12 protein-coding genes are annotated in these 15,343 nt (G+C 72.9%); 6 read left to right on the top strand and 6 right to left on the bottom strand.

What is annotated here, in order from left to right:
• Positions 1 to 560: 560 nt before the first annotated feature.
• The gene (locus tag ABTY62_RS21205; protein ID WP_352130965.1) at positions 561 to 1,010 is read left to right on the top strand and encodes a PTS sugar transporter subunit IIA; all 450 of its coding nucleotides are present in this window, start codon (positions 561 to 563) and stop codon (positions 1,008 to 1,010) included.
• Between the two features lie 97 nt (positions 1,011 to 1,107).
• Positions 1,108 to 2,778, top strand: a complete 1,671-nt coding sequence (ptsP, locus tag ABTY62_RS21200; RefSeq protein WP_352130964.1) for a phosphoenolpyruvate--protein phosphotransferase — start codon at positions 1,108 to 1,110, stop codon at positions 2,776 to 2,778.
• Positions 2,779 to 2,858: 80 nt separating this feature from the next.
• Here ptsP and ABTY62_RS21195 read toward each other — a convergent pair whose 3' ends face one another.
• Complete coding sequence (locus ABTY62_RS21195; protein ID WP_352130963.1) at positions 2,859 to 3,761, bottom strand: DUF8829 domain-containing protein; 903 nt, start codon at positions 3,759 to 3,761, stop codon at positions 2,859 to 2,861.
• A 70-nt stretch (positions 3,762 to 3,831) separates the two neighbouring features.
• Entirely contained in the window at positions 3,832 to 5,880 is a 2,049-nt protein-coding gene (locus ABTY62_RS21190; RefSeq protein WP_352130962.1) for an acetoacetate--CoA ligase, read from the bottom strand.
• 192 nt (positions 5,881 to 6,072) lie between these two features.
• Between ABTY62_RS21190 and ABTY62_RS21185 the strand changes: the two genes are divergently transcribed.
• Positions 6,073 to 8,544 carry a glycoside hydrolase family 31 protein gene (locus ABTY62_RS21185; protein WP_352130961.1) on the top strand — a complete coding sequence of 824 codons (2,472 nt, stop codon included), beginning with the start codon at positions 6,073 to 6,075 and terminating at the stop codon, positions 8,542 to 8,544.
• A gap of 107 nt (positions 8,545 to 8,651) precedes the next feature.
• Positions 8,652 to 9,455, top strand: a complete 804-nt coding sequence (locus tag ABTY62_RS21180; RefSeq protein WP_352130960.1) for a M15 family metallopeptidase — start codon at positions 8,652 to 8,654, stop codon at positions 9,453 to 9,455.
• Positions 9,456 to 9,494: 39 nt separating this feature from the next.
• Here ABTY62_RS21180 and ABTY62_RS21175 read toward each other — a convergent pair whose 3' ends face one another.
• The 4 genes from ABTY62_RS21175 to ABTY62_RS21160 all read right to left on the bottom strand — a co-directional run bounded on the left by ABTY62_RS21175 (position 9,495) and on the right by ABTY62_RS21160 (position 13,543).
• Positions 9,495 to 10,307: an ABC transporter permease gene (locus ABTY62_RS21175; RefSeq protein WP_352130959.1), complete on the bottom strand. Its 813-nt coding sequence runs from the start codon at positions 10,305 to 10,307 to the stop codon at positions 9,495 to 9,497.
• 38 nt (positions 10,308 to 10,345) lie between these two features.
• A complete protein-coding gene (locus ABTY62_RS21170) occupies positions 10,346 to 11,146 on the bottom strand; it encodes an ABC transporter permease (RefSeq protein WP_352130979.1) in 801 nt (266 codons plus the stop codon).
• A 100-nt stretch (positions 11,147 to 11,246) separates the two neighbouring features.
• The gene (locus ABTY62_RS21165) at positions 11,247 to 12,419 is read right to left on the bottom strand and encodes an ABC transporter substrate-binding protein (RefSeq protein ID WP_352130958.1); all 1,173 of its coding nucleotides are present in this window, start codon (positions 12,417 to 12,419) and stop codon (positions 11,247 to 11,249) included.
• Between the two features lie 104 nt (positions 12,420 to 12,523).
• The gene (locus tag ABTY62_RS21160; protein ID WP_352130978.1) at positions 12,524 to 13,543 is read right to left on the bottom strand and encodes an ABC transporter ATP-binding protein; all 1,020 of its coding nucleotides are present in this window, start codon (positions 13,541 to 13,543) and stop codon (positions 12,524 to 12,526) included.
• Positions 13,544 to 13,668: 125 nt separating this feature from the next.
• Between ABTY62_RS21160 and ABTY62_RS21155 the strand changes: the two genes are divergently transcribed.
• Together ABTY62_RS21155 and ABTY62_RS21150 are read left to right on the top strand one after the other, a co-directional pair.
• Positions 13,669 to 14,136, top strand: a complete 468-nt coding sequence (locus ABTY62_RS21155) for a Zn-ribbon domain-containing OB-fold protein (RefSeq protein ID WP_352130957.1) — start codon at positions 13,669 to 13,671, stop codon at positions 14,134 to 14,136.
• Positions 14,133 to 15,335, top strand: a complete 1,203-nt coding sequence (locus tag ABTY62_RS21150) for a lipid-transfer protein (RefSeq protein WP_352130956.1) — start codon at positions 14,133 to 14,135, stop codon at positions 15,333 to 15,335. Before ABTY62_RS21155 ends, ABTY62_RS21150 begins: the two co-directional genes overlap by 4 nt.
• Positions 15,336 to 15,343 lie beyond the last annotated feature (8 nt).

The following is a 15,343-nucleotide window of genomic DNA, read 5'->3' as shown; positions in this document are numbered from 1 at the left end:
GCAACACCACGAGAGCGGAGCGGACACTGGAGGAATAGTCCAGCCCGCTCACAGCGTCCTCGCTGTGTGTTTTTCTTCAAAGGAACCTCGTCCGACCGGCCATATGGCCGACCGTACGGGGTATCAACATATCTGGCGTTGACTTTTGGCACGCTGTTGAGTTCTCAAGGAACGGACGCTTCCTTTGAAACCGTTTCACCGGTTTCTCCGGGCGCTTCCCTTCGGTGTTTCACACGCTATCAGACCGATTTCGTTTCTCCGAATCCGTGCTTTTCGCAGACATGCGAAAGCTGATCCGAAGATCTGTCGTCAGGTGACTGATGGCGCTGCCTCGACCTGGATGTGCCCGCAGTGGACTGCGGCGCTTCATCCGGGGCAGGGATACGACAGTACAACCCTCGCGCAGCCGTGGCAAATCGATTCGGCCCCCAGGGGTGCCCTTCGGGGTGCACAGCTTGTGCGGAATCCGCAGTTCCTATGACTTACGCTTCTGGGCAGTGCGCTGCCTGGGACGGGCAGTGACAGTGCGTAACGAATTCTCCACCCCTGGGAGGCTTCCCATGACCACCGTGACCTCCCCGCTCGCCGGGCGCGTGATCGGACTCGAGGCGGTGCCCGATCCGGTGTTCTCCGGGGCGATGGTCGGCCCCGGTACCGCGATCGATCCTGTGCTCGAACCCTCCGTGGCGGTGGCGCCGATCGACGGCGTTGTCGTGTCACTCCACGCCCATGCGTTCGTCGTCGTCGACGGGGAGGGGCACGGCGTGCTCATCCACCTCGGCATCGACACCGTTCAGCTGGGCGGCGAGGGATTCGAGTTGCTCATCAACAAGGGCGACACCGTGCAGCGCGGCGACGCCGTGGTGCGGTGGGACCCCGCGGCCGTGGTGGCCGCCGGGAAGTCGCCGGTCTGCCCGGTCGTGGCGCTTGAGGCCACCGCGGAGTCCCTGGCCGACGTCAGTGCGGACGTCGATGTGAAGTCCGGCGACCTTCTGTTCAGCTGGACATGAGCTCAGTGCCGGTCGGAGCCGGTCTGATCGGCCATTACGGCGAGTAGACAACCACCGCGGCGGGTGATCCCGCCGCATCGAACCGGAGACGGGTGCAATGGAGACAACGCTGCGAGGCGTCGGCGTGAGCCACGGAGTGGCGATCGGCGAGGTGCGGCACATGGGGACCGCGGTCCTGGAGCCGCCGGCGAAGCAGATTCCGTCGGACGAGGCGCCGCGCGAGCAAGGGCGCGCTCGCCAGGCGGTGGAGGCCGTGGCCGCCGATCTGCTGGCGCGCGGCAATCTGGCGGGCGGCGAGGCGCAGGCCGTGCTCGAGGCACAGGCCATGATGGCGCAGGACCCGGAGCTGATGGCCGATGTCGAGCGGCGCATCGCCGTGGGCAGCACGGCCGAGCGCGCGGTGTACGACGCCTTCGCCGCGTACCGGGCGCTGCTGGCCGGGGCCGGTGAGTACCTCGCCGGGCGGGTGGCCGACCTGGACGATGTGCGGAACCGGATCGTGGCCCGGCTGCTGGGGGTGCCCATGCCGGGTGTGCCCGACAGCGACGAGCCGTATGTGCTGATCGCGCGGGACCTGGCCCCCGCCGACACCGCGCTGCTCGACCCCACCCTGGTGCTCGGGTTCGTGACCGAGGAGGGCGGGCCGACGAGTCACAGCGCGATCCTCGCGCGCGCCCTTGGTGTGCCGGCGGTGGTGGCGCTGCCCGGCGCCGGTGAGCTCGCCGAGGGGATCCTGATCGCTGTGGACGGCAGCACGGGAGAGATCTTCGTGGCCCCGAGCGAGGAGAAGCAGGCCGAGCTGGCCCTGGCCGCGGAGGAGCGGAAGGCCGCGCTGGCCGCGTCCTCCGGGCCGGGTGCGACGTCGGACGGGCACAAGGTGCCGCTGCTCGCGAACATCGGCGGCCCGGCGGATGTGCCGGCGGCCGTTGAGGCCGGTGCCGAGGGCGTAGGGCTGTTCCGTACCGAGTTCCTCTTCCTGGACGACAGCACCAAGGCGCCGTCGGAGGAGAAGCAGTTCGAGGCGTACCGCCAGGTGCTGGAGGCCTTCCCCGAGGGCCGGGTGGTGGTGCGGGTCCTGGACGCGGGCGCGGACAAACCGCTGGACTTCCTCACCCCGGCCGACGAGCCGAACCCGGCGCTGGGTGTGCGTGGGCTGCGGACGCTGCTCGACCACCCGGATGTGCTGCGGACCCAGCTGACGGCGCTGGCCAAGGCCGCGGCGGGGCTGCCGGTCTACTTGGAGGTCATGGCCCCGATGGTGGCCGACCGGACCGACGCCAAGGCGTTTGCCGACGCGTGCCGGGAGGCGGGGCTGCGGGCCAAGTTCGGCGCGATGGTGGAGATCCCGTCCGCCGCGCTGCGGGCGCGCTCGATCCTCCAGGAGGTGGAGTTCCTGTCGCTGGGCACCAATGACCTGGCGCAGTACACCTTCGCCGCGGACCGCCAGGTCGGCGCGGTGGCCCGGCTTCAGGACCCGTGGCAGCCGGCACTGCTCGATCTGGTGGCCCTTTCTGCCGAGGCCGCGCGGGCCGAGGGCAAGAGCTGTGGCGTGTGCGGAGAGGCCGCGTCGGATCCGCTGCTCGCGTGCGTGCTGACCGGCCTGGGCGTCACCAGCCTCTCCATGGGCGCCGCGGCGATTCCCTATGTGCGTGCCACGCTGGCCAAGCACACGCTCGCCCAGTGCGAGCGGGCGGCCGCCGCGGCCCGCGCGGCGGACACCGCCGAGGATGCCCGCGTCGCCGCGCAGGCGGTGCTGTCCGGCGAGTGAGCCGGTGATGTGAGGTGTGGTCCGGGAGGCGTCCCGTCGCGGTGGGTGCGGCGGGGCGCCTCCCGTGTACGTCGGTCTCCTTACGAGCCGTCCGGTCCTTCCGGGCCTTCCGGGTCCGGCAGCGGGATGCCCGGCCGGTACTCGACGCCGTGCTCGGGCGGGACGGGCTCGCCGGTCTCCGCGTCGGTGCAGTACGCGCTGAAGACCTCGGCCTCGCTCAGCGGCCGTAACCAGCCCTGGTGCAGCGCCCAGCCGCGGACCGTGTCCGGGGCGCCGGGCGTGGTGGTGCGCAGCACGACGCCGCCTGGGCTGTTGGTGGCGATTCCGCAGGCCAGCACGGTGCTGAAGATCAGGGCCTCAATACCTTCCACGACTTCTGTGGCTTCCGCGTGGACCACTGCCACGAGCGGGGCGCCGTTCGCCGGGACGCTGCACACCACGTGGTGGCGGCCGGGCCCGGCCGCCTCGAGCAGTCGCCGCAGCGCGGCCTGGGCGCGGCGGAACGCGGCGTGGCCCGGGTCGTCGCCGCACCCGCAGCCGCCCGCGCGGGACAGCAGGGCCGTGGCGTACTCCCAGGTGGCCTGCTGCTCGGCGGCGCCGACGAGCCCCTGGACGAGTTGGTCGAGCGGCTGGCCCTCGTATGTCACGGTCGGGCCCGCGGCGGCCACGTCGGCCGTGTAGCGGGTGCGGGCGACGGAGGTGTCGGGGTCGATGCCGGAGTCCGCGCAGAACTCCTCGTACTCGGCCGGGTCGAAGAGGGCGATGGAGGTGTGCACGCCCTGTGCCGCGAGCATCCGCAGCAGCCCCTCCGTCTGCCGCAGATACGCGGCGTGGTCGTCGAAGGCGAACGATGCGTAGCGCCGCATGGCCGCGAAGTCCTCCTCGCCGGCCAGCAGCGCCACGGTGCTGGGCGCTTCTCTGCGCAGCGCGCGCCGCGCGGCGCGGTCCCTCCGGTCCGTGCCGCCCTGTGTGGTGTGCGCCATGACTCCCCCTCTGCGCGGTCGATCAGTGCTCACTCACCGTAACCGGGGGCACTGACAACGCGCGGTGCCGCTACGCGGCGGGCGGGGTCGGCGGGGCGGGCGGGGCGGACTTGTCGCGGGCCAGGCGCTCGTAGAAGCGCAGCAGCTCCACGTTGTCGACCGAGCCCGGGTTGACGGCCTTGTCCAGGGTGGTGCCCTGGAGCAGCCGCTTGACCGGCACCTCGATCCGCTTGCCGGTGAGGGTGTGCGGCACGCCGGGCACTTCGATGATCTCGTCGGGCACATGGCGCGGGGAGAGCTGTTCGCGGATGGTGCGCTTGATGCGGTCGCGCAGCGCCTCGTCGAGGGCGGCGCCCGGAGCCAGGTGGACGAACAGCGGCATCCAGTAGCCGCCGTCGGGCTGTTCGACGCCGATGACGAGGGATTCCCGGATCTCGGGGAGGCGCTCCACGGCCTCGTAGATGTCGGCGGAGCCCATCCGTACGCCCTGCCGGTTGAGCGTGGAGTCGGAGCGGCCGTGGATGACGACCGTGCCGCGCTCGGTGAGGGTGATCCAGTCGCCGTGCCGCCAGACCCCGGGGAACATGTCGAAGTAGCTGTCGCGGTAGCGGCTGCCGTCCGGGTCGTTCCAGAAGCGGACGGGCATGGACGGCATGGGGCGGGTGATGACCAGTTCGCCGACCTCGTCGAGCACCGGTTCGCCGCTCGGGTTCCACGCCTGTAGGTCCGTGCCGAGCCCGGGGGCCTGGAGTTCGCCGATGTGGACCGGGAGGGTGGGGACGGCCCCCGCGAAGCAGCTGCACACGTCCGTGCCGCCGCTGACCGAGGCGATCCACATGTCGCCCTTGTCGGCGGCGAACTCGTCGTGGATCCAGCGGAAGCCGTCGGGCGGCAGCGGGGAGCCGGTCGTGGCCACGCAGGCGACGCGCGAGAGGTCGAAGTCGCGGGCCGGGTGGACCCCGGCCTTGCGGCAGGCCATGACATAGGCAGCCGAGGTGCCGTAGAGCGTGGTCCCGGTGCGCTCGGCGACGCGCCACTGGGCGGCGGTGTCGGGGTAGCCGGGGCTGCCGTCGTAGAGGACCACGGTGGTGCCGACCAGCAGGCCCGACACCAGGAAGTTCCACATCATCCAGCCGGTGGAGGTGTACCAGAAGAACCGGTCCCCGGGGCCCAGGTCGCAGTGCAGGCCCAGCTGTTTGAGGTGCTCGATCAGGATGCCGCCCTGGGACTGGACGATCGCCTTGGGCAGTCCGGTGGTGCCCGAGGAGTAGAGCACCCACAGCGGGTGGTCGAAGGGCACCTGCTCGAAGACCGGTTCCGCCGGCTCGCGCACCACGGCGTCCCATTCGATCGCGCCCTCGGGGGCCGGGGTGCCCAGCAGCGGGATGTGGACGACGGCGCGCAGGGTCGGCAGTTCGCGGCGCAGCTCGGCGACGGTCTCGGTGCGGTCGTGTTCCTTGCCGCCGTAGCGGTAGCCGTCCACGGTGAACAGGACCACCGGTTCGACCTGCTGGAAGCGGTCCAGGACGCTGCGCGCGCCGAAGTCGGGGGCGCAGGAGGTCCATACGGCGCCGACGGCGGCGGTGGCCAGGAGCGCGACGGCCGCCTGCGGGATGTTCGGGAGGTAGCCGCTGATCCGGTCCCCGGGGCGTACGCCCAGGCGGCGCAGCTCGGCGGCGGCCGCGCCGACCTGGCCGCGCAGCTCGGCCCAGCTGACGGGCCGCGGCTCCTGGCTCTCGTCGACGTGGAGCAGGGCGGGTTCGGTGGCGCGGGCGGGGTCCTCGGCGGCGCGCAGCGCGTGTTCGGCGTAGTTGAGGGTGGCTCCGAGGAACCACTGGGCGCCGGGCATGGCGGCGTCGGCGAGCACGGTGTCGTACGGGGTGGCGAAGCGCACCTCGAACCACTCGGCGACCGCCTGCCAGAAGCGCTCCAGCTCCGTCACGGACCAGCGGTGCAGCGCGGCGTAGCTCGCCGCCGGGTCGGCGGGGTCGGGCGCGGGGGCGCCGTGGCGCTCGGCCGCCCAGGTGTGGAAGCGGGTGAGCTGGGCCCGGGCGATCCGCTCCGGCCCCGGCTGCCAGAGGGGGCGCGGCAGGTGGTCTGGGTGCGCTGCGGTGGTCATCTGTCGGCTCCCGGCTCCTCGCGGTGCGCGGATTCGCGCGGTGTGTGTCCCGTGCAGGACGATGCCATGTGATCGACTTGTGCACCAGGGCCGCCACTCCATATCGGGGGCGGTGGGGATGTGTCGGGACCACGGGTGAACGGCAGTTGAACGCCGCGCGCACGGGGCTCCGTCAATGGCAGGGTGATCAACATGGATGCGCGTGACCTGGTGCGGTCGGTGAAGGTGGTCGGTACGGCGCAGGGGCTCAGGTCGCTGCGCTCGGCGTGGCGGCGTCGGCGTTCCGACGCGGTCGGGCTGCCGCCGCGGGGGCCCGAGCGCGCGCGGGTGCCGGGCGAGGTCCTGGGGGCGGATCCGCAGCCGGGCGGCGGGGTGGTGCGGTTCGCGCGGTCCTCGCTGCTGGTGCGGGTGACGGCCGGTGGCGCGGTGTTCTGCGGGTGGGACGGCGCCGAGCCGGAGCCTTCGTACGCGCTGGACGGGCCGTGCCCGGACGCGGACGAGCGGGTGCGTCTCGAGCCGGACACGGACGGCGGCTGGCGGGTGGTCTCCGAGCGGGTGACGGTGACGGTCTCGCGGACCGGGGCGGTGGAGATGCGGACGCCGGGCGGGGTGGTCCTGCGGCGGGATCTGCCGCCGCGCTGGTGGGAGCCGGCCAGGGCCGATCCGGAGGGGCGGGGCGTGGATGCCGACGGGCCGGGCACGGGCGGCGACGAGCCGGCTACGGACGGGGCGGATGCGGACGGGGCGGGGCCGGGAGCGGGCCGGGCCGTGGCGCGGTGGGAGCACCGGTCGCAGGTCGCGGCGGACGCGCGGTTCTTCGGGCTGGGCGGGCGGGCGTCCGGGCCGCGGCTGCGGGACGGCTCGTACCGGCTGTGGAACACCGATCCGGGCGGCAGCTTCGAGCCGGAGGACGACCCGCTGTATCTGACCATGCCGGTGCAGCTGGTGGTGGCGGACGCGGGCACCCATCTGGTGTTCCACGACAACTCGTGGGACGGCACGGTCACGCTGCGGGAGGGCGAGGAGGGCGAGGGCTCCGGGCACGACCGGCCGGGCGGCTGCCGGATCCGGATGGAGGGCGGCCCGCTGCGCTACTGGGTGATCGTGGGTACGCCGGCGCGGGCGCTTCAGGGCTGGGCGGCGCTCACGGGCGCTCCCGCGGTGCCGCCGGGCTGGGCGCTGGGCCACCACCACGCCCGCTGGGGGTTCGGCGGCCAGGAGGAGGTGCGGCGGGTGGTGGCGGGCTACCGGGAACGGGAGCTGCCGCTGTCGGCGCTGCATCTGGACATCGACCACCTCGCCGGGCACCGGGTGTTCACGGTGGACACCGGCCGCTACCCCGATCTGCCCGGGCTGGCGGCGGAGTTGCGGGAGGGCGGGACGCGCCTGGTGTCGATCGTCGATCCGGCGGTCAAGGCGGAGCCGGGCACCGCGGCGTACGACAGCGGCTCGGCCGAGGAGGTGTTCGTACGCGACGCGCGCGGGCGCGAGGTGCGCGGGGTGGTGTGGCCGGGCGAGGCGGTGTTCCCCGACTTCACCGATCCACGGGTGCGCAAGTGGTGGGGCGGGCTGTACGCGGAGCGGCTGGCGCAGGGGTTCTCCGGGGTGTGGCACGACATGAACGAGCCGGTGTCGTTCGCGGCCTTCGGCGATCCGACGCTGCCTCGCTCGGCGCGGCACGTCCTGGAGGGCCGGGGCGGCGACCACCGCGAGGCGCACAACGTCTACGGTCTGGCGATGGCGCGGGCCGGCTACGAGGGGCTGCTGGAGCTGCGGCCCGAGGAGCGCCCGTTTCTGTTCTCCCGGTCGGGGTGGGCGGGGCTCCAGCGGTACGGGGGCAGCTGGTCCGGGGATGTGGCGACCGGGTGGCCGGGGCTGCGCGCCTCGCTGTCCCTGGTTCTGGGTCTTGGCCTGTCGGGGGTGCCGTACTCCGGCCCGGACGTCGGCGGGTTCACCGGCAGCCCGTCCCCCGAGCTGTATCTGCGCTGGTTCCAGCTGGCGTCGTATCTGCCGCTGTTCCGCACGCATTCGGCGATCTGGGCGGGGCGGCGGGAGCCGTGGGAGTTCGGGGAGTCGGTCCTCACACACGCGGCGGCCGCGCTGCGCGAGCGGCAGCGGCTGCTGCCGTACTTCGTCACGCTGGCGCACGAGGCCCGGCGCACCGGGGCGCCGTACGCGCGTCCGGTGTGGTGGCGGTGGCCCAAGGACCGGGCGCTGCGCGACTGCGAGGACGCCTTTCTGCTGGGGGACGCGCTGCTGGTGGCGCCGGTGCTGGAGGAGGGCGCCGAGCGGCGGGCGGTGCGGCTGCCGCGCGGCCGCTGGTACGACACGGCGACCGGCCGGGCGTACGAGGGCCCGGGGCAGGTGATGCTGGACGCCCCGCTGTCGCGTGTGCCGGTGCTGGCGCGGGCGGGCGCGGTGGTGCCGGTGGCGGGCGCGGACGGCGGGGTGGAGCTGGAGGCGTGGACTCCGGTGCGGGGCCGCCCGGGCCGCGGGACGCTGGTCGTGGACCCGGGCGACGGCTGGGACAGGCCGGAGGTGGTGCGGTTCGTCTCGCGGCTGCGGGACGGCGAGGTGGTGGTCGAGCGGGACGGCGCGGCGGAGCCCGGGTACCCGGTGCGGGTGCGCGGCGAGGCTCCGAAGGAGCGGCCGCGCCGGCAGTGAGCGGGGCCGGATGGGCAGCGGATGGGCCGCTTGAAGGCCCGCGGATGGGCGTGTCGGTTCCGGTGGGGCTTGTTCCGGACCCGCCCGCCCTGATATCTGAGGTGGGCATGCCGAGATTCACTGTCGCGCTGCGCGCGCTCGCCCTGCCCTTCGCCGCCCTGCTGGCCCTCTCCGCCCCCGCCCCGGCACAGGCCCGGGCCGAACCCAAGGCGCCGAAGGAGTTCGTGGCGCTGAGCGCCGTGGACCCGACGATCCTCCAGGAGATCCGCTACGACACCCCGCACAACTTCACCGGCCACCGCGTGGACGGCTACCTCGAGCCGCTGTGCATCCTCACCCGCCCGGCCGCCGAGGCCCTGCACCGGGCGCAGGGCTCGCTGCTGCGCCAGGGCTACACGCTCAAGGTGTACGACTGCTACCGGCCGCAGCGCGCGGTCAACGACTTCGTGGAGTGGGCGAAGGACCTCGACGACCAGTCGATGAAGGGGGAGTTCTACCCGGACGTCGACAAGACGCGGCTGTTCGAGGACGGTTACATAGCCGAGAAGTCGGGGCACAGCCGGGGCAGCACCCTGGACCTGACGATCGTCAAACGGCCCGCCGTGCCCACCCGTCCGTATGAGCCGGGCGAGAAGCTGGTGCCGTGCTACGCGCCGAAGGGCGAGCGGTTCCCGGACAACTCCGTGGACATGGGCACCGGTTACGACTGCTTCGACACGCTCTCGCACACGCTGGACCCGCGGATCCAGGGCGTGCAGCGGGCGAACCGGCTGCTGCTGAAGGACACGCTGGAGGCCCTGGGCTTTGTGAATCTGGCCGAGGAGTGGTGGCACTACACCTACAAGCCGGAGCTGTTCCCGGACACCTACTTCGACTTCCCGGTCTCGCACCGGTCGCTGCGCGGACACTGAGGCGGGGGCTCCCCCGTGCCCGGCGGGCGGCGGCACGGCTCACAGCCGGCCGCCCGCCGGGTCGGCGGAGAGCCGCTGCGCGATGTAGACGGGGAGCACGGAGAGGGCGACCAGCAGGGCGGCCACGACATTGACGACGGGCGCCTGGTGGGGCCGGGCCAGGTTCTCGTAGATCCAGATGGGCAGGGTGCTGGTCCCGGGCCCGGCGGTGAAGGTGGTCACCACGATCTCGTCGAAGGACAGGGCGAAGGCCAGCAGCCCGCCCGCGAAGAGCGCCGAGCGCACGGCCGGGAACGTGACGTGGCGGAAGGTCTGCCAGGGGCGTGCGCCGAGGTCGGCCGAGGCCTCCGCCATCGAGGGCGCCAGCCGGCGCAGCCGCGCCCCGACGTTGTTGAAGACCACGACGACGCAGAAGGTGGCGTGCCCGACGACCACCGTGAACAGGCCGAAGCCGACGCCGAAGGGGTCGAGGAAGGTGCGGAAGGCCGCGTTGAGGGCGATGCCGCTGACGATGCCGGGCAGCGCGAGGGGCAGCACCAGCAGGAAGGACACGGTGCGCCGCCCGAAGAAGCGGTGGCGGTGGACGGCGAAGGCGGCCATGGTGCCGAGCACCAGCGCGATGGCGGTCGCGGCGAGGCCGGCCCGTACGGAGGTGAGCAGCGCTTCCCGGGCTCCGTCGCTGTGCAGCGCGGCGCGCCACCACCGGCCGGTCAGGCCGCTGGGCGGCCAGCCGAAGGACCGGTCGGAGTTGACGGAGTTGAGCAGGACGAGCAGCAGGGGCGCGTAGACGACGGCGAGCCCGGCGGCGGTGACACAGCCGAGGGCGATGCGGGCGGTGCGCGACAGCCGCACGGGCGGGACCTCCTTGAACGGGACGGACGGGCGGGGTCTCAGAGGGAGTCGAGGGCGCCCGCCCGGCGTACGGCGGCCAGATAGCAGACGATCAGGACGACGGGCACCGCGGAGAGCGCGGCGGCCATGGGCAGATCGAGGGTGATCTGCGAGGCGATGACGTTTCCCAGCAGCTGGGTCTTGCCGCCGACGATCTGCACGGTGATGTAGTCGCCGAGGCTGAGCGAGAAGGTGAAGACCGACCCGGCCAGCAGCGCGGGCCGCACGGCGGGCAGGACGACGGAGCGCAGCGTGCGCCAGGGCCCGGCGCCGAGGTCGGCCGAGGCCTCCAGCGTCCGGTCGGGGATCCGCTCCAGGGCGGCGTACACCGGCAGGATCATGTACGGCAGCCACAGGTACGCCAGCACGATGACGACGGCGGTGGTGCCGTATCCCGGTCCGTGCAGCCCGAGCGGTGCCAGGGACCAGTTGAGGACGCCGCCTTGGCCGAGCATGACGCGCCAGGCGTAGGCCTTGACCAGGTAGCTCGCCCACAGCGGGGTGAGCACGGCGACGAGCAGCGGCCGCCGCCAACGGCGTCCCGCGACGCGCGCCATGAAGAAGGCCATGGGCAGGGCGAGGAGCGCGTCGATGAGGGTGACGGCGACCGCGATGGACAGGGTGCGCAGCGCGACGGTGCGATAGACCGGGGTGGTCAGCAGGTCGTGGAGGTTGTCGGTGTTCCAGGTGTGGACGACATCCGAGGTGAAGGAGTCCGTCGTCCAGAAGGCGGAGATCAGCAGGACGCCGAGCGAGCCGAGGTAGGCCAGGGTCAGCCACAGCAGCGGCGGGCCGAGCAGGGCGGCGAGGCGGAGGCGGGCGGCGGCGCGGGGGCGTTTGGCCGGGCGAGTCTCTTTCTCGGCGCCGTTGCTGACCGGGCGGGCCGCGGGGGCGACCACCTCAGCCCTTGATCTCGGTCCAGGCCCTGGTCCACTGGGCGTAGTCGGTGCAGGTGGTGTTCTTGCGGCCGTCGAGGCACTGCTTGATGGGCGTGGTCCAGAAGTGGACCTGCCGGTAGTAGCTCTCGTCGTCGGCGTGGTAGACGGCGCAGTGGCGGGGGTCCTTGGTCCGGGCGCACGCCTTGGCGTTGGCGGGGGCCTCGCCGAAGTACTCGGCGACCTGGGCGTTGACCTTCGGGGACACGATCCAGTCGAGCCATTTGTAGGCGCAGTTGGGGTTCTCGGCCTTGGCGGAGACCATCCAGGTGTCGGACCAGCCGGTGGCGCCCTCCTTGGGCAGCACGGCCTTGACCGGAGCCTTCTCGGCCTGGGTGAGGTTGGCGATGACCTGCCAGGTGGTGCCGATGACGCTGTCGCCGCCCTTGAAGGCGGTGATCTCCTTCTGGTAGTCGCTCCAGTACTCCCCGATCGCCCCGTGCTGCTTCTTGAGCAGGGCGACGGCGGCGTCGAGCTGGCCGCGGTCCAGGGCGTAGGGGTCCTTGATGCCCAGTGAAGGCTGGGTCTTCATCAGGTAGAGGGCGGCGTCGGCGATGTAGATGGGCGAGTCGTACGCGGTGACGTGGCCGCGGTAGGCGTCGGCGTCGTCGAAGACGGCGCGCCAGGAGTCGGGGGCGGGCTTGACCTTGTCGGTGCGGTACATGAGGAGGTTGGCGCCCCGGCCGTGCGGAATGCCGTACATCCGGCCGTTCCTGGAGTTGAAGGGGCGCATCTTCAGGCCCGGGAAGATGTCCTTGTAGTTGGGCACCAGCTCGGTGTTGACGGGCGCGGCGTCACCGGAGGCGATGAGGCGTAAGGTCGCGTCGCCGGAGGCGGACACGGTGTCGTACTGCCCGGTCTTCATGAGCGAGACCATCTCGTCGGAGGTCCCGGCGACCTTGGTGTTGACCTTGCAGCCGGTCCGCTGCTCGAAGGGGTGGACCCAGTCGGCCCCGGGGTCGTTGGAGCCGTCCTCCGCGTAGCCCGCCCACGCGATGATGTTGACCTTGCCCTCGCCCTTGCCGAGCTTCTCCGGGGCCTTCGCCTTCTCGTCGTCGCCGTTCGAGCCACATGCCGTGGCGGCCAGCAGCAGGGCGCACGCCACGGCCGCGGACCTCCCCACGAATGTCTTCCGCATCCTGGTCCTCCCCTACGACATGGCTGTCTGGGATCCCGCCAGTATCAGGGGCGGGATTCCGCCTCGCCAGGGCGCCTCATGCAATGTCCAGGTCAACCGGCGGCTCAGCCGGGCAGCGGAAAGGCGTCGTCGTCGTCCCACAGCAGCCGGATCTCGGCCTCGGGGCGGACGGCACGCGGCAGTTGGGCCAGGTTCTGCCGGATCACGGTCAGCCGGTCGCCGTGTGGAAGCACAACGGTGAAGCGGGTGTGCGCCCCGGCGTGCACGATGTCGGCGATGCGCCCGGTCACGCTCCGCTCCCCGTCGGCGGACGGCTCGGCGAGGGCGGCGAGGCGGATGCGCTCGGGCCGGATGCTGTAGGCGCCAGAACGGCCCACCACACGGACGGCCGCGGCGCCGCGCAGCAGGTTGGTGCTGCCCATGAAGCCCGCAACAAAGGCGGTGGCGGGGCGCTCGTACACCTCCACAGGCGGGCCGATCTGTTCGATCCTGCCGTCAGAGACCACCGCGACGCGGTCGCTCATGGTCAGCGCCTCCTCCTGGTCATGGGTGACGAGGAGGAAGGTGATGCCGGTGGTGCGCTGGAGCTCCTTCAGCTCGGTCTGCATCTGCCGCCGCAGGCCCAGGTCGAGCGCGCCGAGGGGCTCGTCCAGCAGCAGCACGGCGGGCCGGTCGACCAGCGCGCGGGCCAGGGCGACGCGCTGCCGCTGGCCGCCGGAGAGCTCTGCGGGGCGGCGCGGCCCGAAGCCGTCCAACCGGACCGTGGTCAGCGCCTCGCGGGCGCGGGCGAGCCGCTCGGCCTTGCGCACGCCGCGCACCATCAGGGCGTACGCGACGTTCCGCTCGACGTTCATGTGCGGGAACAGCGCGTAGTCCTGGAAGACGGTGCGCACGTCGCGGCGGTGGGGCGGCAGCGCGGTGACATCGCGGCCGGACAGCTCGACGCGGCCCGCGGTGGGCCGCTCGAAGCCCGCGACCAGGCGCAGCAGGGTGGTCTTGCCTGAGCCGGAGGGGCCGAGGAGGGAGAAGAACTCGCCCTCGGCGAGGGAGAGATCGACGCCGTCGACCGCTCGTACGGAGCCGAAGTCCTTGCTCACGGCCGCCAGCCGGACCGCCGCTTCCATCGTGGCCACACGTGCTCCCTTCGCTGGGGTGGTACCCCTGATACCGGGGTTACGTGCCCCACGGCCGCTGTGCCACACTTCTGACGTATCGTCAGCTCTCGTTGTCCGGCCGTCTGGGAGGCGTCGTGCCGCGCACCCGTACACCGGTGGTCCCCGGGTGGTTCACCGCCGAAGGCGAGGAGTTCCGGCTGCTGGGGACGCGGTGCCGGGTCTGCCGCTCGGTGTTCTTCCCCCGGGAGGACTCCTTCTGCCGCAACCCCGGCTGCGCGGGCACCGAGCTGGACGAGGTGCCGCTGTCCCGGCGCGGCCGCGTCTGGTCGTACACCGACGGGCGCTACCGGCCGCCCGCGCCGTATGTCAGCGACCCCGGCGTGGAGTGGCGGCCGTACACCCTGATCGCGGTGGAGCTGGCGGCCGAGCGGATCGTGGTGCTCGGGCAGGGCGCGCCGGGGGTGACCGTGGCCGACCTGGCCGTGGGGATGGAGGTCGAGGCCGTGCCCGGGGTACTGAACGAGGACGCCGAGCACATCTGGACCACCTGGAACTGGCGACCCGTCAAGCCCCGCGCGCCCCGCGCCGAGGAGCGGTCATGACCGGGGCGGGCGGCGAGGTGGCGGTGCTGGGCGCCGGGATGCACCCCTGGGGCAAGTGGGGCCGCGGCTTCGTCGAGTACGGCACCGTGGCCGCGCGCGCCGCGCTCGCCGACGCCGGTCTCGACTGGCCCGCCGTCGACTCCGTGGTCGGCGCCAACACCGTGCGGAGCGGCTACCCCGGGCAGGTGGCGGGCGCGACCTTCGCGCGGGCGCTGGGCTGGCAGGGGGCGCGGGTGACCAGTGTGTACGCGGCCTGCGCCTCCGGCGCGCAGGCCATTCAGACCGCCCGCACCCAGATCCTGGCCGGGCTGGCGGACACCGTGCTCGTCGTCGGCGCGGACGCGGCGCCCAAGGGCTTCTTCGCGCCCGTGGGCGGCAACCGGCCCGATGACCCCGACTGGCTGCGCTTCAGGCTGCTGGGCGCCACCAACCCCGCGTACTTCGCCCTCTGGGCCCGCCGCCGGATGGCCCGGTACGGCGACACGCCCGACGACTTCGCGCGGGTCAAGGTGAAGAACGCGGCCGCGGGGGCCGCCAACCCGAACGCCCGCTACCGCGCGGCGGTCAGCGCCGAGGACGTCGCGGCCTCCCCGGTCGTCGCCGACCCGCTGCGCCTGCTGGACATCTGCGCGACGTCCGACGGGGCGGCCGCGCTGGTGCTGAGCAGCCTGGACTTCGCCCGGCGGCGGGGCGTCCGGCGGCCGGTGCGGATCCGCGCGGTCTCCACCGTCACCCCGCGCTATCCGCGCACCGAGCTGGACCTGCCGGACATCGCGACCGACTCGGCGGCGGCCGCCCCGGACCCGGAGCCCGGCTCCTTCCGCTCCGCCCTCGCGCGGGCGGCATACGAGGAGGCGGGGCTCGGGCCCGAGGACCTGTCGCTCGCGGAGGTGTACGACCTGTCCACCGCGCTGGAGCTGGAGTGGTACGAGGACCTGGGGCTGTGCGGGGCCGGGGAGGGCGCGAAGCTGCTGAGCGAGGGTGCCACGGCGCTCGGCGGGCGGCTGCCCGTCAACCCGAGCGGCGGCCTCGCGTCCTTCGGCGAGGCGGTCCCGGCCCAGGCCATCGCCCAGGTGTGCGAACTGACCTGGCAGCTGCGGGGCCTGGCCGGGGAGCGGCAGGTGGCCGAGGCGCGGACCGGGATCACCGCGAACCAGGGGCTGTTCGGACACGGGTCGTCGGTGATCGCGGTCCGCTGAGCGGTGCG

The organism is Streptomyces sp. NPDC097640, from assembly GCF_040302705.1.
GTDB lineage: Bacteria > Actinomycetota > Actinomycetes > Streptomycetales > Streptomycetaceae > Streptomyces.
Note: the sequence above shows the minus strand (reverse complement) of the source record. Positions and strands in the feature narration are given on the sequence as shown.

Bases quoted from the DNA above. Each gene is read 5' to 3' on its own strand.
- ABTY62_RS21195 (WP_352130963.1), bottom strand. From the start codon at position 3,761: ATGGCGCACACCACACAGGGCGGCACGGACCGGAGGGACCGCGCCGCG.
- ABTY62_RS21150 (WP_352130956.1), top strand. From the start codon at position 14,133: ATGACCGGGGCGGGCGGCGAGGTGGCGGTGCTGGGCGCCGGGATGCAC.
- ABTY62_RS21160 (WP_352130978.1), bottom strand. From the start codon at position 13,543: ATGGAAGCGGCGGTCCGGCTGGCGGCCGTGAGCAAGGACTTCGGCTCC.
- ABTY62_RS21190 (WP_352130962.1), bottom strand. From the start codon at position 5,880: ATGACCACCGCAGCGCACCCAGACCACCTGCCGCGCCCCCTCTGGCAG.
- ABTY62_RS21165 (WP_352130958.1), bottom strand. From the start codon at position 12,419: ATGCGGAAGACATTCGTGGGGAGGTCCGCGGCCGTGGCGTGCGCCCTG.
- ptsP (WP_352130964.1), top strand. From the start codon at position 1,108: ATGGAGACAACGCTGCGAGGCGTCGGCGTGAGCCACGGAGTGGCGATC.
- ABTY62_RS21180 (WP_352130960.1), top strand. From the start codon at position 8,652: ATGCCGAGATTCACTGTCGCGCTGCGCGCGCTCGCCCTGCCCTTCGCC.
- ABTY62_RS21205 (WP_352130965.1), top strand. From the start codon at position 561: ATGACCACCGTGACCTCCCCGCTCGCCGGGCGCGTGATCGGACTCGAG.
- ABTY62_RS21185 (WP_352130961.1), top strand. From the start codon at position 6,073: ATGGATGCGCGTGACCTGGTGCGGTCGGTGAAGGTGGTCGGTACGGCG.